The organism is Paenibacillus sp. FSL R7-0198, assembly GCF_038000415.1.
Taxonomy (GTDB): domain Bacteria; phylum Bacillota; class Bacilli; order Paenibacillales; family Paenibacillaceae; genus Paenibacillus.
The window spans coordinates 5059431-5084165 of sequence record NZ_JBBOCB010000001.1 but is presented as its reverse complement, the minus strand read 5'-3'; the positions used below and the strand labels follow the sequence as shown (position 1 = coordinate 5084165).

Sequence of the window (24735 nt, the reverse complement as noted above, 5' to 3'; positions counted from 1 at the left end):
CTTTTTCGTTATCGATTCATTTGCGAGGTTATTGCTGCCATCTCTTCTTCCGAGAACGCAATCAACAGCGAGCGCTCCCCGCGTGGCAATGACCAGAACTCTCCGGGCCGGAGATGATGACGCACCCACATGTGATACAGGAACGTGGTCATCCCGCCGGAGTGAATCAGTTTTTTAGGTCTTCAATCTCCACACCAAAGCCGGACAGCTCCAGCACTTTATCACCTACAGCATCCAATTCACCCGCGAGCAGCATGCGGCGAACCGCCTGTTCTCCACCAGACAACTTCATGCGGCCGGTAATGCGAGTGTCTCCCCAGCCGGACAATTCCAGGCTGCGGACTTTTAATTTCACGGTTGCTTCAGAAATGAGCAGCGCGTTAAATGTTTCGGTGTCCACCTTTTCCTCGGTGCGGCCTTTGGTCGTTTTACGAATCGTACAGCGTTCACGAATGTGATCCACTTTGGAAGACGTCAGTCCACGCAAGGTCAACAGCAGATCCAGACGCTGAATGCGTACATTCTCCTCTGGCAAACGTTCTGCAGCTTCAAACAACTGATCCAAAATCTGTTCTTCGGACATATTTTCATTCATACTCATTGGGTGTTATCTCCTTCTTGTTCACATTTGGCAATCATAATGTTACACTAGCCACTCCGATGACAGAATAACCTTCCGATCGCTGTTATCCCCAGATTTTTTTGATTCCCCTCTTCAAGGGAAAATCCGGGGATAAAGGCGAACGCTCCGCTTCTTCACGTTATTTCTGTCCTCTCCGTTATCGTGCAGATACTAAATTTGCTTTAAGTAGACAACAAAGAGACCGAGATCATCTCGGCCTCCATTAAAGTCCTTTTTAGTTCGCCACGATCGGATTCAGCAATTCAAATCCTTCAAATGTAAAGCCCGTTTCCTCCGGTATTTCCTCACCCGCTGTCCAGTTGGCAAGCTGGATTTTATCCACCATGCAACCTCTCAGCAATACACTCTCATGTCCATACGATTCAGGGTCGTTCAGCTTGGAAATAATCTCGAATTTGGTGAAGCCGCGCTGGATCATATCCGAAGTGACTTTGTAGCCCGTCATCGTGCCTGTTCCTTTTTTCGCGCCATTCTTGTGCACCTTCCAGTCGTTACCAACCAGGTTCAGCTCACGCTTTTCAATCTCCACACTCGCTTCCAGCTTGTTAATGTTTGTCTGCCACACACCATCGATATGCAACTGACCATGGGTACCTAGAATTACTCTTGACGCATCCAACATATATTTTCCTCCTTGGGTTGGTTGAACTAATAAATATTACACGGTATAACTCCGCAGTCAGAACAATCTTCCGATCGCTGTTATCCCCAGATTTTTTTGATTCCTTTTCAAAAAGGGAAAATCCGGTGATAAAGGCGAGCGCTTCGCTTCTTCAGATTTTTTCTGCCCTCTCCGTTATCGTGTAAACCATCAGTTCAACATATAGTAATTATTCTAGAAACCTTATTGCACGTAAAATGTACCAAACAACTGCTCCATCACATCCGTCAGCTTCACATTCCATTGCAGGAATACTTGATCTGCTTCCGGTTTGAGAACTGGTGCCGCGCCATAATATGCCGGGTCAAGAATGACATCATAACCGTCAGCTTCAATCACATTGCTCTGTGCGAGCAGCGCCAAATAGGCCTTCATGGCACTAATCAGTGCCTGACGACCCTCTTCGGTATTGTTCACTTTACCGATATACGTATCTTCCGCAGAACGTTGCAGATCCGTGTTGATGGCATCCAACACACGAATGGAACGGATTTTTTTCCACGCATTATTCTGCCCAGCGGCCGGAGTTACCAGTGTATTTACACCGCGGAGGGCTTTCACCTGACGTCCATCATGGAAGAAAATAAATACACCATTCTGTACTGCCTGCTCCTGTTCTGCACGCGTCCAGCGACGTGTCACATCATCGAACGGAGTAGCTGCATAGGTTGTGGATTGGTTCAGACGTTGTCCGGCGATCAGACCTGCAACATAGGCGGACGTTTCCGCCGAGCTGTAGAATGCATCTCCAAGGCGAACGCCTGTACCAACATTAATCACACCTTCATGGTTCAGCGCAAGCGAACGTGCTGCCGCTTTTTGTGCTGCTGTAGCTGAGGTGTCGTCCGCTGCGGAACCGCCAAATACGGCCATCACCGGTTTGCCTTCACTACGTACACGTTTCACCCATGCCGCAAAACTCGCAAGCAGGGGTGCATCAGCCGCCTGATCCAAAGCCAAGACGTCGAATTGCTCCCCTTCCAGCGCACCCTGTACAGCAATGTACTCTGCATTGGTCAGGTCATCGTTGCCACTTACGCCACCTTTGAATGCCGCACCCGCAATTGTTGCAACTACACCTGCACCATCGCCAATCGCCTGAGCCGTTACCCAGACATTTTGTTCATCCGCGTTAATCTCTTTTGCCAGAGAAGCTGCTGTAATATCCGCTGTCAGGAGCGCATACAACATCCGGTTACCTTCAAAGAGACGCACTTCATGCTTCGTATTATCAATCACACCTGGCTGGATGGTGACGTAGAATCCATTTGCACGATCTCCCGGATACTTCGCATCCAGTTGCAGCACATTGGCATCACTGCTGTCCTTCAAAGTAAGCGTAGCTACTTTGGCCGCAGCACTTGCTACCCGATAAGCGAGTAACTTCTTCGGACCACCCAACAAGGCAAGTTTCAAGGACGTATAAGCCGTACCGTTGTCCAGCACATTCGCCGCATAGATACGTTCAATCGCCGCTTCACTCCCTACCTCAACAAAAGTCCCTACCGGACCCCAGTTGGCCTTGATTGGCACAACGACCGTCCCCCGCGTACCCGCTTGAATGGCCGAGGATGCTGCCGCCTGAAAATTCATATATAAGCCCGGAAGGACCGGACGATTCGTTTGCTCCCAAGTTCCACCTGCCATTATCCCTTCACCTTCGCTTTCATAAATTGGTTAATTCGTTCTTGCGTTTCTTCAATGGAAAACGTCTCTTGCGCCGCTTCGTACAGCGCACCGTACAGCACCTCTGCCTTAACGGCAAAGAGGGCTTCTGCATGATTCATCAGTTCTGCCCGTGTATACCGCGGGGCTGTCTGTTTGCTTTTTTTCACTGAGCTTGCCATTGCCATCTCACCTCATTTGTTGGACTACTGATTTCGTGAAACGATGATCTTTAAGCTTGACCTATGAATTTTTGATCCTATGAACCTATGAATTTGAAGCTATAATGTTGAAGCTAAAGCAATCATCTCAAAGCTATAATCTGGAACCACCTTTATATAGAAGGTTCCTCTCAATTAACGTTTACTCCATACCTTTGCTATGGTGAATCTCACGAATCAAAGGTACATTCGTACCCGGACGACGAATCCGCTGTTGCAACATCAGGCGAATCTGACCGTTCAGATAGACATCTGCCTGTAAATCTGCCGTGACTTCATCCACTGTGATATATCGCGTGTTACCATCGTGCTCTTCGCCACCCGTTTCATTGACGGCGAGACGAGCTTGGACCGCAAGTTGCTCTACCAACCGAGTAACGGTCTGGCGTGTTAACACCGAATGATCGGTGAGCACATGCCCAATCCACTGTTGTCGAACCTCCAATGCCGAAGTGCCCGCCACAGACGTGCTGCATCCGGCCAATCGCCATAACACAGACGGCATCTCATATCCTCCAGGCCAGACCTCACCATATACCGACCAGTTCGAGCCAAGCTCTTGCTGTGTCCAGTCTTGAAGCGCAGCTAGCCACGCGTCACCTGTTTCAGCGAGGACAGCTCCCGAGTCTTTGGGAACATACACCCCGAACCGCAGACTGCGCGTAAGCATACCAGACCCGGCATCCACCCGGTCAATATCTGAAGAACCCAGATAGATACAGGTGAATGCCCCATCTGCTTCATCCACCAGCCTTACCTGGTGTAACCCTTCGATTAGAAGGGCTGACCATGCTTCCACTTGTTCAGCGCCTCCATCTTCCGGACGAGCGTATGGTGAGATTTTGATGATCCGTCGATATCCCGCCCAAGCAGACTTCGGCACTTCTTCGGCAAACGCAACCACTGCACAAGGCCCGGTTAACACTGCGCCTGACGCAGGTACATCCAGTACACGACCGTCCCAATCTGGAACAAGTACCGCGAGTTTCTGTTTCAGCGTTTTTTTAATGAGCGTACTCATTTTACTGGTACTCACGGTAGTGCTAATTTCATTTCTCATAGACACATTCATTTCGCCCCCTTTGGCTGCAAGTTTGAGATCTGCCCACACCATGCAGCGTCAATGCAGCAGCAGTAGGCTCCCCCTTTTAACTCAGAGTCTGTATTCCGACCGAACCAGTACCGGGACTAATTCACCGCATCAAAAAGACCGGCCACTTGGCCGGTCTGTACATTAGCGTATGTGCTTTCGGTGCGTCCCTTGTTATTGATCCGATAATACAATCTTATACCCTTTTATTCCTAGCGCGGATGGTGTTCCGTACGACTTCGGTGCGATTAAGGGAGTTGTTCGGGTGGAAAAAAGACGATTCTGGAATCATCATTTTAACGAACAAATAAGTAAGCATTAAGTTCAATGAATTGATAAATTTATCCAAATATATTAATATTCCATTATCAAATTCGTTGTCGCTTACGTAAAAGAAGGAGAAATACCTATGAGTAAAACTTTCAAGATCACTTCACTTGTCATCTTATCATTTATACTCGGGATATCCTGCTGGGCTTACATCGGACTGCTTGGTAATCCGCTCAAGAAAAATGATGCTGAACAACAGGTAACCACTTACCTGATTGAACAGAAAGGTTACTCACCCGAACAGCTTATCGAAGTACAAGGTACTTACTCCTCAAAAAGTTCTGAAGCACCTTACGGTGCCTCAGTAACATTCGCGGATGAACTCGAAGCGAAGTATCAATATATCATTTTTAACAACGGAGAGATTAAGCAGTACAGTCATACCAGTGATGATCCCAAACATGAGGAGCCCATGGTGAGATAACCGTTTAGTTCAGCGTAACTTGCGGGTTCAACGTAATCTCAAATGCACGCCCCCAAATGAAATCGGGATTCGCATATTCCAGCAGCGCACTAGCATACGTCGCGTAGGACAATTCGTCATTACAGATCTGCTTAATCGCCACATTTCCTGTCTGGAAGGCTGTCTTATTCCCGAGTGCCGTTGTGTAAGTTTGCATCAAGTCACGGAGCAATGTTTGCAAATGGGCATAGTCTTCCTCTGAGTTGAACAGCAACATATTTTGATCCGAAAGTGTAGCCACGTTGGTATACAGCGCATGGGCTCGGGAATACGTGCGGATGTCCGCAATCGCTACCGCTTTGTAGTAATAATCCTTCAGGAATCGCTTAAACAACAGCGAGCCATGCGCATTCATAGCATCTCGCAACTTATGCTCATGCTTCTCTGTTGTGATTAACGCGTACCTCGACTGCCCCATACCTACAGCAATACCGATCTTGTTACCTGGTGTATTCCAGGCACTATAACCCAGAACCCGCCCGGTATATGGACTGTTTAGCAACGCTTCAGCAACATCAACATTGGCTGGTCCTTTACCCACAAAATCAATCAATACCGAAGGCAGACCTTGCTCACTATTCAGCGTCAGTTGCTCCAACGCAGCTTGCACCTGATCCAGAGCGGTAATGGCAATAATCTCGATGTCGATGCCCGTGTTCTCTCCGGAATTACCCGGGTGACCCTTCGTCATACGATCCAGTTCGGAGGCCATGTCAAACGGGACAACGTGATCGGCTGCTACAGCCACCAGCTGTTCATTTTCCAAGCCAGCACCCACATCCGTCACCACCTCAGGTTCAGGATATGCCGAATCCGCTACAAGCACACCACCTACAATATCCACATGACGAACCACATTCTCGTGTACATCCATGTATTCATACGTGTTGATGATGGTATTGCCGTGAGGACCAAAATATTTCACTGCGTAACGTGTCCTCGCCCCACCTCGGAACAACTGGTTAGCCATGCGAGCGACCAAAGCATGCCCCAAACCATCTGCATCCGGCAAGATTATAGCACGATCCGGATTTTGCCCATTGGTTCCACCCAGCCATTCATTGATCCGCGCTTCTACATATTTGATTTCATTGATCTGAACACCCTGCGTGTTTGCATCGTCGACGCCAACCGCAAGGAAATCGATATAACCTGTGCGAGCCAGCTGATCCAGAATGTACAGATTTGTTTTGAATTTATGTTGTCTTGTATTGTAATACTGTTCTTTATCAAAATAGGTCGTTGTCCCATATTCCACCCCATCTGGGGACAGGTTATAACCTTCGATAATATCCTCAAACTCAGTGTATGTCTGACGTGGCTGCTGCATCAACGCACGGGACTCATTATATGCATCGAGCGCCAAGCCATCTGCAAACGAGGTTGTAGCCAAACGCATGATGGTGTCCATTACAAATACGGGTTTGCGTGGATATTTCTGCTTGATCACGCGAATCACATCCAGCAAACGCGTGGTCTCATCATCGTATTCTGGATAGGCGCCTCCTCCATCTTCGCGGAGCTGACGACTGCCAATCAGACCGCCATAAGCGAGCATATCGGATGAGATAATGAATCCGTCGACCTTGGCAGCATGTTTCAGAATAAAGTCGTGAATCTTGGACGGTTTGCCATAAACCGGCGTGGAGGTGCCGAGCAGCGTTGTGCCATCTACGGTTTTCTCCGAGTCCAGACGATTCTTAATATCACTCAGGTTCGGTGTAACGATATGGATACCGGCTGCTTTCCCTTGCACAATCACATCATCCAGATTCGCTGGACGATCATCCAGTGGAACATACAATACTGTTTTCATATCACGTAGCCTCCTGTTATCTATATAAGTTGAACTACAGAATATTTACACTTGCCACTTCGATGACAGAACAACCTTCCGATCGCTGTTATCCCCGGATTTTCTTGATCCACTTATATAAAGGTAGAAATCCGTGGATAAAGGCGCAGTGTATGCTTCCGAAGTAGCTTTCTTGCAGAAAGCTTTTAGCTCCGCTTCTTCAGGTTATTTCTGTCCTCTTCGTTCTCGTGTAAATCGTTAGTTCAACTTATATATCTAGTCTTTAATACCCGATCAGGGCAAGGATGCAATCACCGAATTAAAAAACCGGCCCCATGGCCGGTCTGTACTTTAGCGTATGAGCTGTCAGTGTGTCTTCCTTGCTGCTGATCCGATAATACCATTTTACCGCCTTTGCCCACTCGCGCTGATGGTAATCGGGATGAATTACGCATGAATGTAGTCGTGTCCGGGGCGGACAATTGTCGGTTTCTCGCGAGAAAATCCTATCGACAATCCAACCAAACCCATCCTGATGATGTTTATATGACATAAGTAGCTTTCAAATCCTACGAACAATAAAGGATGGATATGACCATGAAAAAGAGGTATTTCTTCTATCTTTGGATTGCTGTCACCAGTTATATGGCGGGCCCCGCTATGTATGCGTTGGCGATGTACATCTTATATCAGGAAACAGATGTTATAACGACATCTCTCATTGGATGGACCGCGGCAACATTCTTATCCGTTGGTATCCTGTTTATCCTGATCACAGTCATCATGCTACGAGTGTTCAACATCTATTATTTCTGGCTGCAAACCCTGCTCTTCGAGTTGTTTTTCCTTGTCCTCGTCTATATGACCACTGTTCTTCTTGGGGCTGGCAACAGGGGACTGCCCAAGCTGTCCTTTCTATTTACACCCGAAGGCATCTCCTTATGGATGTTCTGGGGAAGTATTGCACTTATGAGTTCCTGGGGAATATGGGCAGCGCGTCAGCCCGTACGAAAATCACCATACATGCTGGTGTCCAGAGTCATGCTGATCCTTTTTATCCTTGAAATTTGGCCCCGTTAAAAAGGTGCAGGCTGCCCACGATTCGGTAAACTAGAATAATGCCTAAAGGGGTGTCCGTCATGACGGACACCCCTTTTGAAACGAATGTTTATCTCACGCGATGATATAACGAAAATTCTCCCATGTTTCCGGTACGGGCTCCCCGTTCTTGGCATGATGATAGAAGCTGAACGGGAATTTAAATACATGACCTCCGTTCCAGTCACGAGAACGTCTATCGGTGAGCCAGTATTCCAGTTCATGGGGGAGCGCCACTGATCGTTCCGCCCGTTCTAGTGGCAGCAGGTCTACGGGTGATTGCAATGTCGGCATCGCCTGTTCAATATCCACATCTCGGCTTAAACGTAGCGCCTTCACCATAGTAAGGAAAGGTGGAATGCCTTTATGGAATAATGCCGGATAACCCAATTCATATAATATGTTAAGCGCATGTCCGTAGGTGAGCATATGACCAATTAGGTCATGATGTGCTTCCGCGTGATATATGGTCTGGAACGCACCAAGCTCATCCAGAATCAGGCGTGACAACTGTGTTGGATCTTCGATCTCGGGGAAACCATCACTCTTTTCCAGCTTCAGATTGCGAATTTCTTTCACGGTTGTGTTCATCCAGGATCTTCCCGGGATGGTTCGATCGAAAGAATCAATCAGTTCAACCAACCGACCAATTTCCTCCGCAGTGCCCCATCCATCCAGTTCACGAATGGCTTTCAGGCTGATTGCCCCATAGATGGCCTGATGTCCAACCCAGTGCAGCTCTCCAATCGTTCGATCCAATGCGTCCGTAATACGCGCTTCAGCATCTTCCCTGGGCATCATTTCACCAATCGGATAGGTCTGACCAGGGTTGATTCCATGCTGGCGAAGCATGGCTTTTGCTTCGGCGGTAACACTGCCGGCGGCAAGGGCAGTGAGACGATTTTCCCTCACCCAAAAATATGCCGCAATCGCACCCGCCCCATAATGGGCGTGCCACAGATCTCCTGTACGTTCCCGACTGGAAACGATAATCGTTAGTCCCTCTTCCAACAACCGTCGATCCAAGCTTGCCACCACCCTTCATCATATGTAAGCCTGACAGAACAACCTTCCAATCACTGTTATCCCCAGATTTTTTTTCGATCCCCTTTCCTAAGGGAAAATCCGGTGATAAATGTGAGATTATGCTTACGAAGTAGCTTTCTTTCAGAAAGCTTTCAGCTTCGCTTTTTCAGGTTTTTTCTGTCCTCTCCGTTATCGTGTAAATTTAGTTCAACTTATATATCCTAATGAATAAATAAAGCGTTTACTTCTATAACATGATGGAAATGCTCCACATATGCCCGTTTTACCCCGGAATGCAAAGTTTAGCCAATTCGAAGCTTGCCCACGCCACGGATGGATACTTCCAGGGGATAGATCTCTGCTTTTTGCTTGGAGAAAAACCACGTCCGATCCTTCTTCACCACAATAAATAAACCATGTACATCTCCTACAGGAGCAAAGGTTTCACTAACCTCACCCCAGCGCGTGAGTCCAATCTGCTGAAGCTCATTCACCGTAGACAGAACATCCTCCGTCACCAGTCCAACTTCACACACCTGTAATATATCTTGAGTCGAGAAGTCATGGTCACTCTCGTTCTGAATACGATGATGAGCAATCAGCTCGATAATATTGCCTGCCGGATCTTCGAAATAGAGAGAATGAGAGTTCCAGTTAGCAGAGTACGTCTCATCCCGATTTCCTTCCCTGCTTAAAACTACACGTGATGCAGCCCACTGCTTTGCTTCCTTGAACCGATTTGTCGGAATCAACCAGGCCACATGATAAAAGGGCTCACGATCTGTTTCACACGGTTTGAAAATCATCTTTGTCCCTCCAACCTCCAGGTTGAAGGCCTGATCTGTCGCATTGGACACCTCCATTCCCAACGTATCACAATAAAAATGCTTGAGGTCCTCCAGCCGTGTTGTATATAACTGCAATTCTTCGATCATCATACGGCCTTCTCCTGCAACTCCTCCCACTGACTCCATGGCACCATGCCAAGCTCAGGCTTTGCTTCATCCGGGAGCATGGCGATGAATTCAAGCGAGTGACCATCCGGATCGTTAAAATACACAGATACCGCAGGCATCCAGCCAAATACGTACAGTTCACCGATATCATCATCCAGGAAGTTCTGTGTCTTGATTCCTTTGTTCTCCAAGTGAGCCACCGCATGTTTCATATCCTCCAGAGATACATGAAAAGCAAAGTGCTGACGCTTCACCTCGGAAGGATCCTTTTGCCACAATCCCAGCATGGCATTGCCTTTTCCACCAATCCAGTAGAAGGAGTTCCCACGTTCTTTCTGCCCATAAGCATGGGGTAAACCCAGGACCGTTTCATAGAAATGATGGGATCTCTCCAAATCCGTCACGTTTAGATGTGTTTCAAATATGCCTGTAATCATAATGCTCAACCTCTTTTCCTTTTCCCATTTTCATCTTCCTTGGTTCTCAACTCATCGTAGAATTCCGCGCATTCGTTAACGTCTGGGCAAGATTTAAAAACGATCCAATAACCCGCTGCACCCGTTCTTCTATATCCTGACTGCCTTCGTACTCTTCGTATCCGTCAAATGTCGCTTCGAATCGTCTGCGCTGCGCACCACCAATGGAGATCCACTCTTGGGCATTGATACCATGCAGATTGCGGACAATCGCTTGCAGTTGTAAAAGCGAACTTACCCCCACCGCTCCACCAGAGGAGCTGATGGATAGGACGGGCTTGCCGCTAAAATGAGCCTGACTCAGGTGATCCAGTGCATTTTTGAGCACACCGCTAATACTGCCGTGATACTCTGGTGTAGACAGGATGATTGCATCAGCCGCGAGCATACGTGTATTCAGGACTGCCAGATGTTCATGATCCGCTTGTTTTTCATCTGGCGCGTAGAATGGAAGTGGTGTCTGATACAGATCAAACAGGCTGGCCTGATGTCCCTGACCGCGAATAATCTCCACAGCATACTCTCCCAGACGTGTACTGGTTGCATTGTTCCGATTGCTTCCTGCCAAAATAACAATATTCATTCATGTCACTCTCCTTGGTTTTTTTATGTTTCAAACTCTAACGTTCCTTCAACCGATCCGTCTTTGGCTATCCTTATCTTACCTTTCTTTTGCATCCAAATCGTCAGCAGATAGACTTAACTTGAAATACCAAAAAACTCAACCTTTAGGTTGAGTTTATACGACTTAAGTATGAACATATGTCGGAATTGGTCAGACAACCCAGCCATTTCTTACGGCATGAAGAGCCGCTTGCGTCCGATCCGCCAGACCCAGTTTGTCCAGCAGATGACTGACATGGGTTTTGACCGTTTTTTCGGTGATGACCAATTGAACTGCAATTTCCTTGTTGCTCAATCCTTGAGCAATCAGCCCCAATACCTCTTGTTCACGGCGAGTGAGCATATCCGGACCACCAAGGGATGTTTCATTTGATTTTCCAACCTGCTTCAGCTCTTGAATTTGACTGTCTGCTGACTGATCTGTCGGTATATGCTGTGGTTGCTGTTCATTTATAGACCAATCGGATGAAGCCATCACATGCATCAATTGACCTGCTGCGGCGGGATGCAATTCTACCTGACCTGCATGCACATTGCGAATGGCCACAGCCAGATCCTCCGGTTCAATATCCTTGAGTAGATATCCTTTCACCCCTGCGCGCACAGCAGGAACGACATGATCCTGATCCGAAAACGATGTGAGCACAATAATTCGCGTTCCTGGCATTAATGCACGCAGCCGTCTGGCTGTTTCGATTCCGTCCATGACCGGCATATGCAGATCCATTAATACCACGTCAGGTTTTAACAATTCCGCCTGCGCCAGAGCTTCCTGCCCGTTCGATGCTTCACCAACAACTTCCATGTCTTGCTGTGTGGTCAAAAAAACGTGCAGCCCTCGTCTCACCATCGCATGATCATCTGCGAGCAAAATCGTAATCGGCATCTCTTCTTCCCCCTGACTTTATACAGATTCGAACGGAAGTGGAATGACTGCCGTTACTATTGTTCCCTTGCGGGGAGAACTCACTATTTCTAAGCTGCCCCCGAGCGATTGGGCCCGTTCCTTCATAATGGACAGGCCAAGCGAGCTTCCAGACGACACTTTTGGCCTGTTCGCACCACCTTTTCCCTGATCTGTGACGGTGAACACCACTTCATGATCACTTAACTTGAGGGTGACCTCAGCAGAAGAAACATCAGCGTGTTTCCGTACATTATTCAGTGCTTCCTGTCCGATTCGCCACAATGCTTCTTCTATATTACGCGGTAAAGACCGCGTTCCCGTCCGATTCATCACCACTTGAAGCCCCTGGCTGGTGCCGTATTCCTGTAGCGCATGGAGCAGCCCTGCTTCCAGTCCCGCGGGACGGAGCTGCATAATCAATGTGCGCATTTCCTTGAGAGCCTCCTGCGACAAAGCCTGAATATCCTTCATCGCTTCCGCTGCCGGGTGCAACTGTTCGGAGCCAGATAACATACTTTCTGCTCCCTTAGCAGTTAACGATAGTGAAAATAAAATCTGATTAACCGAATCATGCAGATCGCGAGCCAACCGGTTTCTCTCTTCCAGTCGTGCCAGTTCGCGGCGATTCTCCGCCAGCTTCAGACTCTCCCATGAGGCGGCAATATGCTCGGCCAATGCCTCCAGCACTTCACGGTCTGCCTGCGCAGGAAATGCTGTTCCTATTCCTATTCCGATTACCAGAATTCCCGTTTCCCCTGGCGTGTGGTACGGAAGGATGGCAGCAATTCCCGAGGCAATGGAATTCATAGTCTGGTCAGGCTCGCACAGGGTAAATATCTCAGCGATCTCTATTGCAGACAGAGATGTTACACGATGACTATTGATTACTCGGTTCATGTGGTTTGCCACTTCTGAAGATAACGGAGTACTCGATAACGTTCGAACCTTATCATCTGCATAGGCTGCCTGCAAGACGAACATTCCGTTTTTCTGCTGAATAATTGTAGCAAAAGGCCAATCATAATGCTGCCCAAGCAGCTGTACAACTTTTAAAGAAAAAGCATCAGAATTGCTGCATTCGTTCACTGCAAGACCCAAAGCCGTGCTGAACTCCCCCAGCTTGGCATACAGATCAGCTCGTCGCTGCTCCGCACGATACAATCTCATCCGCTCTAGCGCACTACCAATCTGGTACGCCACACTCTGTAACAGCGCCAGTTCACTGTCACTGAAATGTTCCTTGCCTGGCGCAGCCACGTTGAGCAGGCCGAGCATCTTCTCACCTGACCTTAACGGGACGGTTGCATGGTGGGTAATATCATGGGTATCTCCCCATTGGAATTCCACCGCATCCTCCAGCCGTTTACAGTTAATGATGTTGACCGCATGATTCAGACGACCGTCCTTGAAGCGGTTCACACACCAGCAGGTACCCGTTCGCATGGGCTCCTTATCTTTACGCAGCAATGCCGGGGGCAGATTGTAATCCGAAACACAGGTATAGTCTCCACGTTCATTAATCAGAAACATCCAACCTGCCGTTAATCCGGTCAACTCCAGTAATTTGCCGACAACGGTATCCAGCATTAAGTTCAGATCATTGGACGTATTGAGCGTTTCCGCGATTGTCTTCAACGTGACCATTTCCTGCATTCCGACTTCTTCCGACATGGCAGACTTCTCTCCTTTGGCTGTGCCAACTGTGGTTTGTTCAACTATTGTACCCAATCCACCTTGGATATTAAAGGATCAACTTCTTCAATCACTCACTCAGCCCAGCTTCTGTCGCTCTTTGCGGGACACAGATAAAGGCTCCATATTAATCAGACCTCGATCTGACAGAGCCAGTGCCATTTTGTAGAAAGCACGTGTACGTATCTTCGTGTACGTATCCTTGCTGACAGGTGGATCAAACACATGGTTATACACTTTATAGTCAAACACATCATCGTCTTTCAGATATCGTTCACAGACGAGTACACGTTCCTTTTCACTCAGTCGGGACACAACAAAATCAATCGTATCGCAATATGCCTGACGTGCGCGCTGCACGTCCACATTGTAGATCGCCGTTCTCGCCGTGGAATCCCCCGTCACATTGGTTGCACCGTGGAAACGCTCGGCATAACTTGCCGTCACCATAACCTCTCGTTCTTCAAATGCAATGGTTTTATAGATTCGGTATTTCTCCAGCGCAGCCTCAACAGCTGTTTGCGTTTTGCGTCGGTCCAATTCGGGCAGCATCAATTCCATATTTATCTTCCTCCTTTAGTGTTCTTTATATCACTCACTCTATCGTTCACGTCATGTTGTTTTGCAATCGTTCTTTGCTCGATGGCAAAACGCTCTTATTCATAGAGTTGTCCAGTTTCCTAAAAAAGTAACGACATTTTTTCAATTTTCCCCTGTTGCCTTTTGGAATCACTCCAAATCGGTATAATCCGGGGAATTACCTTCTTCAAAGAGTCACTTCTAAAATCCAACCTGTGTCATTGTTACATTTTGTTCGTATAGTGTTCGTATTTCTATTTGAGGATACCACTTTCTGGAGATCGGAGTAAACCTTCATTTTGGTTCGTTTTGACGATAAAATAAAACCTTCGCTCTCATTTCCTATGCCTTTTGGCATAATTGTTTCATATCTCTTTACCTAATGGTATATATACGTTATAGTACTGTTTAATTAATGAACTTCCGTACAAGTCATTTGATTTTTATAAGTTAAGATTTGGATTAGATATGCACGTTAACGGAGAGGACAGAAAGAACCTGAAGAAGCGAAGCGTTCGCCTTTATCACCGAAATTCCACCTATGAGGATATACATTCAGGAAATTCGGGGATAACAGCGATCGGAAGGTTGTTCTGTCATCGGAGTGATCTGTGCAGCACGAGCTCTCTTAATTTATAATTCAAGCACTTGTACGAATCGAAGGAGTTGGCATAATTGTGGAGCACGCTTTTGGTCCTTATATGAAACAAGTGCGCGAGCAACAGGGATACAGCATCAATCAGCTCGCCGAAGCAGCCGGAATAAGCAACTCACAGATTTCACGTATCGAAAATGGGGTCCGGGGTGTGCCAAAACCAGCGACCATCCGCAAGATTTCAGATGCACTCTCGGTGCCTTATACAGAGATGATGAAGCAGGCTGGTTATATTGAACCAGGGAGTGCTGCTGAACTTCAGGACGTACCGGAATGGGCTACATACAAAGACCGTCGTGATTTCAAAAAGATGCTGGAGGACGATGATGATCTGATGTTTGACGGCATTCCACTCGATGAAGAGGACAAGAAACGAATCAAGGATGTACTGACAGGTCTGTTCTGGGAAGCCAAACAGATGAACAAACGCAAAAAGACAGACGAATCGGACAATCGCCCATGAGGCATGACCCACTGAATTTAATGAGGCAGCAGGTGAGATCATATGGATGACATCGTAACAAAGCTGATTCGAAAACACCGGACCAACTGCCCTTTCAGCATTGCCCGCGCGGTTGGAATACAGATTCGTTTCACCAATTTGGGGAAGTCCACCAAGGGACTCTACTTTCGCAAGCTCCGGCGCAGGTTTATCGTCATACACAATGATTTGCCGCCGGAATGGCAAAGGTTCGTGTGCGCACATGAGCTTGGTCATGACCGGCTTCATAAAGGAATTAATCGATTCTTTCTGGAGGAACATTCCTATTTTGCTCCAGGCAAGCTGGAAAGACAGGCTAACCGTTTTGCCATTCAGTTGCTAACCTCCGGAGTGATGCCTGAACCGGATGAATCTTTGGAGAAATTTTGTTTACGTACCGGACTGCCGCGTGAAGCGCAGCATTTTTTTTACACCATTTAAGAACATACGTTCTTTCCGAAGATTATATTTTCCAACAGCAGATTTACATGTCACTTTCAGGTTACGTATTTTTACGTAATTCGCGAGATTTCCTAATAATAGTCTGTTAAAATACTACGTGAGCTGTGTAAACGCTCAAGTAGATTATTATTTTGGGAGGTTTCGGATTCATATGAAAATCTGGAAGAATTACGTTTCACTTCTGCTAACGGTCTGTTTGCTGTTTGGCAGTGTAGGTATTGCCGCAGCTGCAACGGATACCACTCCGGGCACAGGTAAACACATTACCATTCTACATACGAATGATACGCATGCCCGTGCAGTTGAATCTTCACCTGCTATGGGTTTTGCCAAAGTAGCTGGAATCGCTGACAAATATCGTAGCGAAAACCCGAACACACTCTTGCTTGATGCTGGAGATGCTGTACATGGTACAACTTTTGCCACTCTCGTGAATGGTGAGAGCATCGTGAAAGTCATGAATGAAATGGGATACCAAGCCATCGTACCCGGTAACCACGAATTCAACTATGGTTCAGATCGTCTGATCGAACTGGCGGACATGATGAACTTCCCTATGCTGAGTGCCAACGTGAAGAAAAAAGACGGAACACGTCTCTTCGATCCTTACCTCATTAAAGAGGTGGATGGTGTGAAGATTGGTATCATCGCTTTGACTACACCAGAAACGTTGTACAAAACGAATCCAAAAAACGTAGAAGGTCTTGATATTACAGATCCATCTGCGGAAGCCAAAGTTCTGGTAAACGAAATCCGCAGCAAAGTAGATGTTGTTGTTGTATTGGGACACCTTGGTCAAGATGCATCCAGCACGGATACTAGCTTTAAAGTTGTTAAAGAAGTCCCTGGCATCGACGTATTCATCGATGGTCACAGCCACACTGTACTGCAAGATGGCCTTGTATCCGATAATGGAACATTGATTGCAAGTGCAGGAGAATACACTAACTACGTTGGTGTCATCGATCTGTGGGTAGACGGTGGTAAAGTAACGAAGAAACAAGCAACATTAATTGATGAAACGGAAGCAAAAGACATCAAACCAAATGAGAAGGTTGCAACTCTCGTAAACTCCATTCAAAAAGAACAAGAACCTATCTTGAAAGAAGAAGTAGCCAATACAGCTATTCTGCTGGATGGTAAACGTGAACAGGTACGTGCAGGTGAAACTAACCTGGGTGACCTGCTTGCAGATGCCATTCGTGATGTCAGCAAAGCCGATATTGCATTGACTAACGGTGGTGGTATCCGTGCTTCCATCGAAAAAGGGATCGTAACCAAAGGTGATATCATCACAGTGCTTCCTTTTGGTAACCAAGTTGTAACGCTTGAAGTGAAAGGGTCCGATATTCTGGCAGCCCTTGAAGTCGGTGTAGCTTCCTACCCGGAACCAAGCGGTGGATTCCCACAAGTATCTGGTATCAAGTTCAAGATCGACACTTCCGCTGCTGAAGGTAGCCGTGTACATTCCGTAACCGTGGGCGATAAAGCCCTTGATCCGGAAGCAACATATACACTGGCAACCAATGATTTCACAGCTGTTGGTGGTGACGAATACACCATGTTCGCCAAATACCCAACTACGGGTATGTATGGCGCGCTGGACGAAGCATTGATCAATTACATGCAGAAGCTTGGCGCTGTAGACATCAAAACAGATGGTCGGATCAGTGAAGCGGTAAAACCTGCAGTAGAGCCGGAAACTCCGGCAACAGAAACACCAGCTCCAACCAAGCCAAAACCAGAAACACCAAAACCGGAAAAACCGTCTAAACCAACGCCAAGCAAACCAGCTCCAGCCAAACTGCATGTTGTGAAATCCGGAGACTCCCTGTACTCTATCTCCAAACAATACGGCACAACTTGGCAGGCATTGCAAAAGCTGAACAATATCAAAAATCCACACTGGATTTATCCAGGTCAACAATTGAAATTGCCTACAGCTTCTTAAGCTCAGCAAAGCAAAGTGCATATAGGCATGATCGCTTATAAGGCGCAACATCATAATGGATTAATCTTGTCTTAACCAAAAGGGTGTCCCCCAAGCCAGATTACTGGTTGAGGGGACACCCTTTTGTATCTCTGTTCTTTAACATCAATCCACATCAGATACTTGAACATTTCCTGTGGACATATCCTGCTAATCCTGACAATCATCTGAGGCAAAAATAAATCCCAGCCAGGCCTTTACGGACCAACTTTATCATGTGCCTTCGACACCGAACTATATAAAAACTCTCAGGAATGACCGTGTTCATGCGGTTATTGTACATTTAATTTCGACATCTCTATCTTCTCAAAATTGCATACTTGCACATAGATTCGCCTGAGTATGATCATCTTCAAATCCTTAATCATAAAATCATTTGTATACTAAATACAACTATCCAAATATAGTTATTTCGTATGATATCACTCATAGAACCCTACCAAATTGCATGCCTATAGCCCTCTTTTTCATGCTCACATTAGAATTTCAGCAATCAAAATCAGCTACCGCATTATATTCGGTACTATTATATGAACTCATATAATTAGCGAGTCCCCTGAATTTAGGAAGTGAGCTGTTCCTTCACATAAAGCACAGCCTCCTGTGCGGTCAAAGCGATTCGTTTCGATTCACCTGATGCTGCAAGTGCGTGTGATCCCAGTTCGACCTGTCCTTCTGCTGCTCCTCGGCCAATAACGATCTGCACAGGCAATCCGATCAGCTCTGCATCCTTGAATTTCACACCCGGACGTTCATCCCGGTCATCAACCAATACGGTGAAACCGCCATCGATTAATTGTTGTTCCAGTTCGAGGGTGAGCTGACGCTGCTGCTCATCCTTCCAACTTACTGTAATCAGATGCACATCATAAGGCGCAACAGCGGCAGGCCATCTTATGCCATCATCTCCTGCATACTGCTCAGCTATTGCGGCCATCAGGCGGGATACGCCAATGCCGTAACATCCCATGACTGGCGCGCACTGCCGACCATTACGATCCAGGAATGAAGCACCCATGGCATCACTATATTTTGTTCCCAATTTGAATATGTGTCCAACCTCAATACCTTTGGTAAACACAAGTGGTGATACACATGTTGGACAAGCATCCCCTTCAGCGGCAAAGCGGATTCGTTCTACTCGCTCCAATGCAAAATCAATGCCTGGGCGTACGCCGGAAACGTGCACATCCACTTCATTGGCTCCTGTAATTGCACTTTTCATCACTGCCACGTCAGCGTCCACCACCATCGGCAGATTTAGTCCAATTGGACCCAGGAATCCTACCTTCAGATTTGGATGTGCCGCAATGGCTGCATCGTCTGCAAGGATCAGTTCCTCTGCCCCCAACACCTGCTTCAATGCGATGTCATTCAATTCATGATCTCCACGCACAAGCGCAGCGACGAGCTGACCATCCGCCACATAAAGCAGCGTTTTGATCATATGTTCAGCACCTTTGCCCACAAAAGTGGTTAACTCTGCGATCGTACGAACGCCAGGTGTGGAGATGCGTACTACGTTTTCCGCTCCTGAATGTTCATCCGTTTGAAGCGCGGAGTCTGCACTTGCAGAATCGGCTGGAACATCCAAGTTTCCTTCTTTTTTCTCCATATCTCCAGAAGTCTGATAACCCGCTTTCTCCAGATTTGCAGCATATCCACAATGTTTGCAAGTTACAATTGTGTCCTCACCCACATCAGCAAGAGCCATGAACTCATGTGTTTCCCCTTGACCACCAATCGTTCCAGCGTCCGCCTCAACACGGATATAGTCCAGACCACAACGCTCCAAAATGCGACTATAAGCTGTGTTCATGGCCTGATAGGTCCGATCAAGTTCTTCCCAATCTGAAGCAAAAGAGTACGCATCTTTCATGATAAATTCACGTCCACGCAGCAATCCAAATCGAGGACGGCGTTCATCCCGGAACTTGGTTCCGATCTGGTACAGGGTGAATGGCAGCTTACGATACGAACTCACCTCGTCCCGCGCTAAAGCGGTTACGACTTCCTCATGTGTTGGTCCAAGAGCAAATTCCCGTGCATGACGATCCTTCAGACGCATTAATTCAGGACCATACTGTGTGTACCTTCCGGACTCTTCCCACAGTTCGGCTGGCTGCATAATTGGCAGCAACACTTCCTGACACCCGGCACGATCCATCTCTTCTCGAACGATTCGTTCAACATTTAACAATATACGTCGTCCAAGGGGCAGGTAACTGTAGATCCCTGCTGCCAGTTGGCGAATCATGCCGGAACGCAGTAACCAGCGATGTCCTGCTGCATCTGCCTCCGCTGGCGCTTCACGTAATGTTGGGACAAGCATTTCACTTTGACGCATCATAACACACTCCTAATCTTCCTTTTTGTTATCAAAATACGGCGCATAAACAGCAAAAAGACACATCCGTCAAGGGACGAATGTGTCGTGGTACCACCCTTATTTAACTGCAAATTAATCCGTTCGCAACCTATGCGATCTGTAACATGCAGTCCTACGGGGCATAACGGGCCCTGCCGGCGGAGGTTGCAACCCTGTATGGGCATTCTCTTCCGCAGCTCGCGAGGTAGGAATTTATGAAGCAGCTACAGGAACCTTGCACCACACTGTTCCCTCTCTGTTGAAGCTGGCTTGCACAATCATGTCCTCGTTATAACGCTGTTATCATTTTTGACCACATTAGTTCATTTACAAGTAATTGTCAACCAATTAGTCGAATACAACTCCAGAATAATACTCCACTACATCACGAATGAGCATAAACGCATCCCCATTGGTAAGATTGTTCTTGTCAGTAATGCCAGCAAGCGTGTCGGCACTTATAAAGTTTTGTGTTTGCAAATGAGTAAGTGCCTGTTCAAGTGAAGTTTCCATTTCTGAAGATCCCATTGCCAGACATAACATATACGCAGCCTGATCCAACGTTAAAGGTAGGGTTACGGCATTCTCCATATTTGCTAGAGCTTGGTCGGCACTGCCTGAGTAGGCTTCTGGAAACATCGCTTGCATTCTTTTCAATTTACTTAAAAATCGTTCTGGATTCATTCCTTTATCCAGTTCCCAACCATCGTTATCATAATTGCCTGAAGTCATATACATACTCGCTGCAGCCAATAATCCTTTGTAATCCTTATGCTCCATGTAATCAGGCTGCTCGAAACGATGTACTTTCAGATCCATACCCTGATTCTCCAGCATCTTACGCAGTTCAGATGCTCGCTCTTCGGAAGTTGAGAGTTCGCGGAAGGACTCCTTATGGATATATGCCAGCTTGACCGCCGCTCCTGCTGCTTCTCCCTCTGCCATTCCCAGTGGGACAACTCTTGCACTACCGTGTGGGATTGTATCAAAACTTGCTGCACGTCCAACGACGAGCAAACCATCGACCTTTAGCGGTACAAGCGAGCGAAAAGGTACACCATATTGAATCGGACTCAACATAATCGTGCCGGGATTTCCAACACTTGTGCTCTGAATATCAATATCGTATGAGCCGTATCCGATAGCATCCCAATGATCACGATTTTCCATGACATCAGCTAATGTTAATCGGTACTCGCCATAGATATGACGTGACTCCCTCACGTAAAGCTCGTCTGCTGTTCCAGCATATTCTAGCCCTGCAAATTCATCATAATTTTTCTTCAGAAAATCAACAATTAGTGGAGCTTCTTTACGACCAATTTCCAGACCTTTTTTCACAGATATCGGATCTAACGGATCTACCCCAAAGATTTGCATTGTATTAATCAAGATTGTATCATCATTTTGTCTTCCGATATTCAGACTGCGAATCTTAATATGTTGTGGATTGGAGGATTCATATTTTCTAGCATCACCGTACCCCCAAGCACTCATCTTATCAACCCCGGTTCCCTCTCTTTCCCTAAACTTTTGCCATACTTCATCAGTAACACCGCTTAGCTTGAATACAAGCGTAGAGACCATTTTGGATTTACCATCTCCAATATCTTGTCTACCTATGGAATATGGAACTCCTGCAGCGGCTGCAATATCCGCATCTTGCGTCGCATCAATGATGGAGCGGGTTGAGATCTGAACAGTTGTTCCATCTTCTTTAGTTATGCTCATACCCGTTATTGTCGTGTGATCTCCCGTAGATTGTTCAGTAAGGGGAACTAATTCCTTAGCATTCATCAACAGGTCAATATTAGGTTCAGAACGAACCATCCGATAGAAAATGTTAGCCGCTGTATTGGTATCAAATGAACTACCCTCGATCTGGTCGAACCATTCCTGGAAAATGCCCTTGTTCAAAAAGTCAGGCTGCCGTAAACTACTCAATAACTGCGGTTGTTCAGGGGAATAATTTAGATCCAGCGTATTAAGGCCTCCCTCGGTCAACAATCCTCCCAACATGTTGCGATCTCTTGCTTCCACCAGCAATACACGCATCCCATTACGAGCAGCTGATAAGGCAGCGGTAATACCTTCCGGATCCGTTCCAGCTACAATAACGTTATAGGAATCTTTCAGGTTTAGTGTAGATTGCACGTCCTCCAAAGGCTGCCATACATAATTATTATTAAATTTATAATTCTTGTTCCAAATATAGAATGCACCATATGCAGCGCTCATTAAAACAATAAACACACTGGCTGTAATTGCTGTTATTTTCAATTTTCTACTAATCAAAGAAACAAACCTCCATATGTACTTTAAATTCAATAATACTAACTCGTGAAGTAGTTTTCCTATGTTATACCAACAACCGACTAACTTTTTCTCCTTTCCTAACATGAGTATGCCATAAATAATAAAAAACTCCCCAACACTTCAAACGGTGTTAGGAAGTTTTGATAATAAGACGGAAAGTTCTACTTTTATGTTGCCATAGATACAAACAAAATATAGGAAAGTCCCTAACTTTCCTCATTATAACGACCACTTTTTGTGAAGTAAAGACTTACCAAAACCGGAAATGTATCAGAAAGATCATTAAACACTCAGACTGTCCGTTCATCCTGACTACAATGAATTCTCTAGCGATGGCTGACATGGCAGCACGTTCCCTGTAATATAGAGAAATAGAAATCTATCACAGGTATTAATCGATAAAGGAGTTTGTCCTATGCCATATATCATATATGATCTTGAATTCACGGTAAGCCGCAATACTCGCTATTCTTCTGAAATTATTGATATCGGTGCCGTCAAAGTTACGGAAAGTGCAGATGGATTGGTCGTAACGGATACGTTCCATACGTATGTTCGTCCTTCCAATAAGTCTGTTCTGTCCACTGACACGATTCAGTTTACAGGTATCACGCAGAAAGATATTGATGCAGCCCCTCTTTTTCCGGCAGCATTGAACCAATTCATTGCCTGGATGGGAAGTGACGCCTATTACATGTGTTCCTGGGGACCGGATGACCGCAGCAAACTGATCTCTCATTGTCGCACCCATCAACTTGATGTGGCCTGGATCACCAATCATAACGATCTCCAGCAACAATGGTCCCGCACCGTTCGTAAAGAAGGCAAGTTCCGTCAACTCGGACTCGCTCAGGCTCTTGAAATCTGCGGAATTGAATTTGATGGTACCCAGCACCGTGCCTTGGATGATGCCATCAATACAGCCAAGGTGTTTATGCATCAATTTGACCGTTTCACTCTGGAAAACAACTGTGCAGCCGATGATGAGGGCATTACTTCCAAGGTTGTCTATTCCAGCTCCACAGAAGATGAAGAAAAAGAATCTCCATTTGGCAATCTGGCAAGCCTTTTCAAAACCAAAGAGTAACCGTCCACAGCACAGTACTTAATCGTGTCTTGGCTTAGGATGGATGGCATTCTAATCTCAACTTTTATTGTACATTTGTTGCCAATAGTTTAGACGTTCTTTCATCTTGATGCGGCAGATCTCAGGTTCGAGAATTTCCGCATCAGGTCCATATTTAGATATCCATACGAGAAATTCGTCAACATCACTTAATATGGCTTCAAATAACAGGCTACCTTCCGGTTCAATGGTTAGGATGGGTCGCATAAAAAATTGCTCCTGCATCACACGCTCCACAGCATGGGGTGCAAATCGAATTTTGAACGCAGTCCACTCCGTACTTCCCTCGTATGCCCAAGGAATGCGGAAGTGGGATTGTATCAGATAATCCTCTTTGCGAAACGTGCGTGGCAATATCCGTATCTTTTGCAGCCGGCTCACCTGAAATATTCGAAGTTTCTCCGACAGGTGACAATACCCTAACAGCTCAAATCTGTATTCACGAGGGATAAGACAGTAAGGGTCTATACGTACGATCCCTTTTTTACCTTGAGACAGATACTCCCCTTCAATGATGTTCTGTGAAATGCCAGCCTGAAGCAGGGTAATCAGGGATTGATTCTGCGAATCGTTGTTTTCATTTTGCCATGCGGGCAATCCCGCTTTGAACAATCCACTAATTTGCTCCGACCATTCCACTCGTTCTGTTTTGTTTTTCTGACTCGAAGCAACCACTTTCTCATAAGCGCTCTCAAAAGCAGGTTTCAGCAAAGGACGAATGTTCTCCATAACTTCAGCAAGATGCATGAATGCTTGGGCTTCTTCATCAGACCAATTTAGCGGATACATGGCAAAATGGCTGATAAACATGTACCCTTGTCCGTGTCCCATATTGGCGATCGGGATATGCATTGCACTGAGGGCCTCCATGTCGCGGTATATCGTCCTTTCCGTTGTCTCGCATCGCTGGGCAAGCTCACGTGCCAGAATGCCCGGCTTGGCTTGCACTAGCGTGATAATGCGCATTAATCGGATTAGTCGGTCTGTCATTTTGCCGGACCCTCCACGATGTTGTTTCAATAAATTTGATACAACTCCATCCATAGTTTAATATGATATTGATACATACATTCGACCTTCTCCTAAACTTCACCTTCAAATATGTAGACTC

General features: G+C 46.4%; 23 protein-coding genes. 6 read left to right on the top strand and 17 right to left on the bottom strand.

The annotated features are described in order from the left end of the window. Window positions 1–8 precede the first annotated feature (8 nt). The 6 genes from MKY87_RS22020 to MKY87_RS21995 all read right to left on the bottom strand — a co-directional run bounded on the left by MKY87_RS22020 (window position 9) and on the right by MKY87_RS21995 (window position 4226). A complete protein-coding gene (locus MKY87_RS22020) occupies window positions 9–131 on the bottom strand; it encodes a hypothetical protein (protein ID WP_256337973.1) in 123 nt (40 codons plus the stop codon). Window positions 132–166: 35 nt separating this feature from the next. Then, window positions 167–601, bottom strand: coding sequence for a phage tail assembly chaperone (locus MKY87_RS22015; protein WP_017690174.1), 435 nt, complete (start codon window positions 599–601; stop codon window positions 167–169). Between the two features lie 256 nt (window positions 602–857). After that, window positions 858–1265, bottom strand: a complete 408-nt coding sequence (locus MKY87_RS22010) for a phage tail tube protein (RefSeq protein ID WP_339785721.1) — start codon at window positions 1263–1265, stop codon at window positions 858–860. A gap of 222 nt (window positions 1266–1487) precedes the next feature. After that, window positions 1488–2951 carry a phage tail sheath subtilisin-like domain-containing protein gene (locus MKY87_RS22005; protein WP_340966196.1) on the bottom strand — a complete coding sequence of 488 codons (1464 nt, stop codon included), beginning with the start codon at window positions 2949–2951 and terminating at the stop codon, window positions 1488–1490. After that, the gene (locus MKY87_RS22000) at window positions 2951–3139 is read right to left on the bottom strand and encodes a hypothetical protein (protein WP_249911568.1); all 189 of its coding nucleotides are present in this window, start codon (window positions 3137–3139) and stop codon (window positions 2951–2953) included. Before MKY87_RS22000 ends, MKY87_RS22005 begins: the two co-directional genes overlap by 1 nt. A gap of 193 nt (window positions 3140–3332) precedes the next feature. Next, entirely contained in the window at window positions 3333–4226 is an 894-nt protein-coding gene (locus MKY87_RS21995; RefSeq protein ID WP_340966194.1) for a hypothetical protein, read from the bottom strand. A gap of 463 nt (window positions 4227–4689) precedes the next feature. On the opposite strand from MKY87_RS21995, the gene MKY87_RS21990 reads away from it, so the two are divergent. Further along, complete coding sequence (locus tag MKY87_RS21990; protein ID WP_340909576.1) at window positions 4690–5034, top strand: YfjL-like protein; 345 nt, start codon at window positions 4690–4692, stop codon at window positions 5032–5034. A 4-nt stretch (window positions 5035–5038) separates the two neighbouring features. Here MKY87_RS21990 and MKY87_RS21985 read toward each other — a convergent pair whose 3' ends face one another. After that, window positions 5039–6889, bottom strand: coding sequence for a DUF4127 family protein (locus MKY87_RS21985; RefSeq protein WP_340966193.1), 1851 nt, complete (start codon window positions 6887–6889; stop codon window positions 5039–5041). A 576-nt stretch (window positions 6890–7465) separates the two neighbouring features. Here MKY87_RS21985 and MKY87_RS21980 point away from each other — a divergent pair. Further along, complete coding sequence (locus MKY87_RS21980; RefSeq protein ID WP_091015510.1) at window positions 7466–7948, top strand: hypothetical protein; 483 nt, start codon at window positions 7466–7468, stop codon at window positions 7946–7948. A gap of 93 nt (window positions 7949–8041) precedes the next feature. On the opposite strand, the gene MKY87_RS21975 is transcribed toward MKY87_RS21980, so the two are convergent. The 7 genes from MKY87_RS21975 to MKY87_RS21945 form a co-directional block, all read right to left on the bottom strand. Next, window positions 8042–9001, bottom strand: a complete 960-nt coding sequence (locus tag MKY87_RS21975; protein ID WP_445669462.1) for a hypothetical protein — start codon at window positions 8999–9001, stop codon at window positions 8042–8044. Window positions 9002–9294: 293 nt separating this feature from the next. Beyond that, window positions 9295–9930 carry a VOC family protein gene (locus MKY87_RS21970; RefSeq protein WP_340966190.1) on the bottom strand — a complete coding sequence of 212 codons (636 nt, stop codon included), beginning with the start codon at window positions 9928–9930 and terminating at the stop codon, window positions 9295–9297. After that, window positions 9927–10385: a VOC family protein gene (locus MKY87_RS21965; protein WP_338591805.1), complete on the bottom strand. Its 459-nt coding sequence runs from the start codon at window positions 10383–10385 to the stop codon at window positions 9927–9929. The genes MKY87_RS21970 and MKY87_RS21965 overlap by 4 nt, the downstream gene beginning before the upstream one ends. 46 nt (window positions 10386–10431) lie before the next feature. Next, on the bottom strand, window positions 10432–11007 hold the full coding sequence (locus MKY87_RS21960; RefSeq protein WP_340966189.1) for an NADPH-dependent FMN reductase: 576 nt from the start codon (window positions 11005–11007) through the stop codon (window positions 10432–10434). A 192-nt stretch (window positions 11008–11199) separates the two neighbouring features. Further along, complete coding sequence (locus tag MKY87_RS21955; RefSeq protein ID WP_340966187.1) at window positions 11200–11934, bottom strand: response regulator transcription factor; 735 nt, start codon at window positions 11932–11934, stop codon at window positions 11200–11202. Between the two features lie 18 nt (window positions 11935–11952). After that, window positions 11953–13683, bottom strand: coding sequence for a GAF domain-containing sensor histidine kinase (locus MKY87_RS21950; protein WP_340966184.1), 1731 nt, complete (start codon window positions 13681–13683; stop codon window positions 11953–11955). Window positions 13684–13725: 42 nt separating this feature from the next. Further along, entirely contained in the window at window positions 13726–14208 is a 483-nt protein-coding gene (locus MKY87_RS21945; protein WP_017690187.1) for an ArpU family phage packaging/lysis transcriptional regulator, read from the bottom strand. A 692-nt stretch (window positions 14209–14900) separates the two neighbouring features. On the opposite strand from MKY87_RS21945, the gene MKY87_RS21940 reads away from it, so the two are divergent. The 3 genes from MKY87_RS21940 to MKY87_RS21930 all read left to right on the top strand — a co-directional run bounded on the left by MKY87_RS21940 (window position 14901) and on the right by MKY87_RS21930 (window position 17775). Beyond that, window positions 14901–15344 (top strand): helix-turn-helix domain-containing protein, encoded by a 444-nt coding sequence (locus tag MKY87_RS21940; RefSeq protein ID WP_340967524.1) that lies wholly within the window; start codon window positions 14901–14903, stop codon window positions 15342–15344. Between the two features lie 42 nt (window positions 15345–15386). After that, complete coding sequence (locus tag MKY87_RS21935) at window positions 15387–15803, top strand: ImmA/IrrE family metallo-endopeptidase (protein ID WP_101314157.1); 417 nt, start codon at window positions 15387–15389, stop codon at window positions 15801–15803. A 172-nt stretch (window positions 15804–15975) separates the two neighbouring features. After that, on the top strand, window positions 15976–17775 hold the full coding sequence (locus MKY87_RS21930) for a 5'-nucleotidase C-terminal domain-containing protein (protein WP_340966182.1): 1800 nt from the start codon (window positions 15976–15978) through the stop codon (window positions 17773–17775). Between the two features lie 601 nt (window positions 17776–18376). Here MKY87_RS21930 and MKY87_RS21925 read toward each other — a convergent pair. Both MKY87_RS21925 and MKY87_RS21920 read right to left on the bottom strand, forming a co-directional pair. Continuing rightward, a complete protein-coding gene (locus tag MKY87_RS21925) occupies window positions 18377–20161 on the bottom strand; it encodes a proline--tRNA ligase (protein WP_340967523.1) in 1785 nt (594 codons plus the stop codon). Window positions 20162–20530: 369 nt separating this feature from the next. Beyond that, window positions 20531–22582: an FAD-dependent oxidoreductase gene (locus MKY87_RS21920; protein ID WP_340966180.1), complete on the bottom strand. Its 2052-nt coding sequence runs from the start codon at window positions 22580–22582 to the stop codon at window positions 20531–20533. Window positions 22583–22913: 331 nt separating this feature from the next. Between MKY87_RS21920 and MKY87_RS21915 the strand changes: the two genes are divergently transcribed. After that, complete coding sequence (locus MKY87_RS21915; RefSeq protein WP_339785750.1) at window positions 22914–23585, top strand: 3'-5' exonuclease; 672 nt, start codon at window positions 22914–22916, stop codon at window positions 23583–23585. 57 nt (window positions 23586–23642) lie between these two features. Here the strand turns inward: MKY87_RS21915 and MKY87_RS21910 are convergent, their stop codons facing one another. After that, entirely contained in the window at window positions 23643–24614 is a 972-nt protein-coding gene (locus MKY87_RS21910; protein WP_340966178.1) for a helix-turn-helix transcriptional regulator, read from the bottom strand. Between the last annotated feature and the right edge of the window lie 121 nt (window positions 24615–24735).

Coding starts and splice junctions, on each gene's coding strand:
- MKY87_RS22020 (WP_256337973.1), bottom strand. CDS start 131: ATGTGGGTGCGTCATCATCTCCGGCCCGGAGAGTTCTGGTCATTGCCA.
- MKY87_RS22015 (WP_017690174.1), bottom strand. CDS start 601: ATGAGTATGAATGAAAATATGTCCGAAGAACAGATTTTGGATCAGTTG.
- MKY87_RS22010 (WP_339785721.1), bottom strand. CDS start 1,265: ATGTTGGATGCGTCAAGAGTAATTCTAGGTACCCATGGTCAGTTGCAT.
- MKY87_RS22005 (WP_340966196.1), bottom strand. CDS start 2,951: ATGGCAGGTGGAACTTGGGAGCAAACGAATCGTCCGGTCCTTCCGGGC.
- MKY87_RS21990 (WP_340909576.1), top strand. CDS start 4,690: ATGAGTAAAACTTTCAAGATCACTTCACTTGTCATCTTATCATTTATA.
- MKY87_RS21985 (WP_340966193.1), bottom strand. CDS start 6,889: ATGAAAACAGTATTGTATGTTCCACTGGATGATCGTCCAGCGAATCTG.
- MKY87_RS21980 (WP_091015510.1), top strand. CDS start 7,466: ATGAAAAAGAGGTATTTCTTCTATCTTTGGATTGCTGTCACCAGTTAT.
- MKY87_RS21970 (WP_340966190.1), bottom strand. CDS start 9,930: ATGATGATCGAAGAATTGCAGTTATATACAACACGGCTGGAGGACCTC.
- MKY87_RS21965 (WP_338591805.1), bottom strand. CDS start 10,385: ATGATTACAGGCATATTTGAAACACATCTAAACGTGACGGATTTGGAG.
- MKY87_RS21960 (WP_340966189.1), bottom strand. CDS start 11,007: ATGAATATTGTTATTTTGGCAGGAAGCAATCGGAACAATGCAACCAGT.
- MKY87_RS21955 (WP_340966187.1), bottom strand. CDS start 11,934: ATGCCGATTACGATTTTGCTCGCAGATGATCATGCGATGGTGAGACGA.
- MKY87_RS21945 (WP_017690187.1), bottom strand. CDS start 14,208: ATGGAATTGATGCTGCCCGAATTGGACCGACGCAAAACGCAAACAGCT.
- MKY87_RS21935 (WP_101314157.1), top strand. CDS start 15,387: ATGGATGACATCGTAACAAAGCTGATTCGAAAACACCGGACCAACTGC.
- MKY87_RS21930 (WP_340966182.1), top strand. CDS start 15,976: ATGAAAATCTGGAAGAATTACGTTTCACTTCTGCTAACGGTCTGTTTG.
- MKY87_RS21925 (WP_340967523.1), bottom strand. CDS start 20,161: ATGCGTCAAAGTGAAATGCTTGTCCCAACATTACGTGAAGCGCCAGCG.
- MKY87_RS21920 (WP_340966180.1), bottom strand. CDS start 22,582: ATGTTAGGAAAGGAGAAAAAGTTAGTCGGTTGTTGGTATAACATAGGA.
- MKY87_RS21915 (WP_339785750.1), top strand. CDS start 22,914: ATGCCATATATCATATATGATCTTGAATTCACGGTAAGCCGCAATACT.
- MKY87_RS21910 (WP_340966178.1), bottom strand. CDS start 24,614: ATGACAGACCGACTAATCCGATTAATGCGCATTATCACGCTAGTGCAA.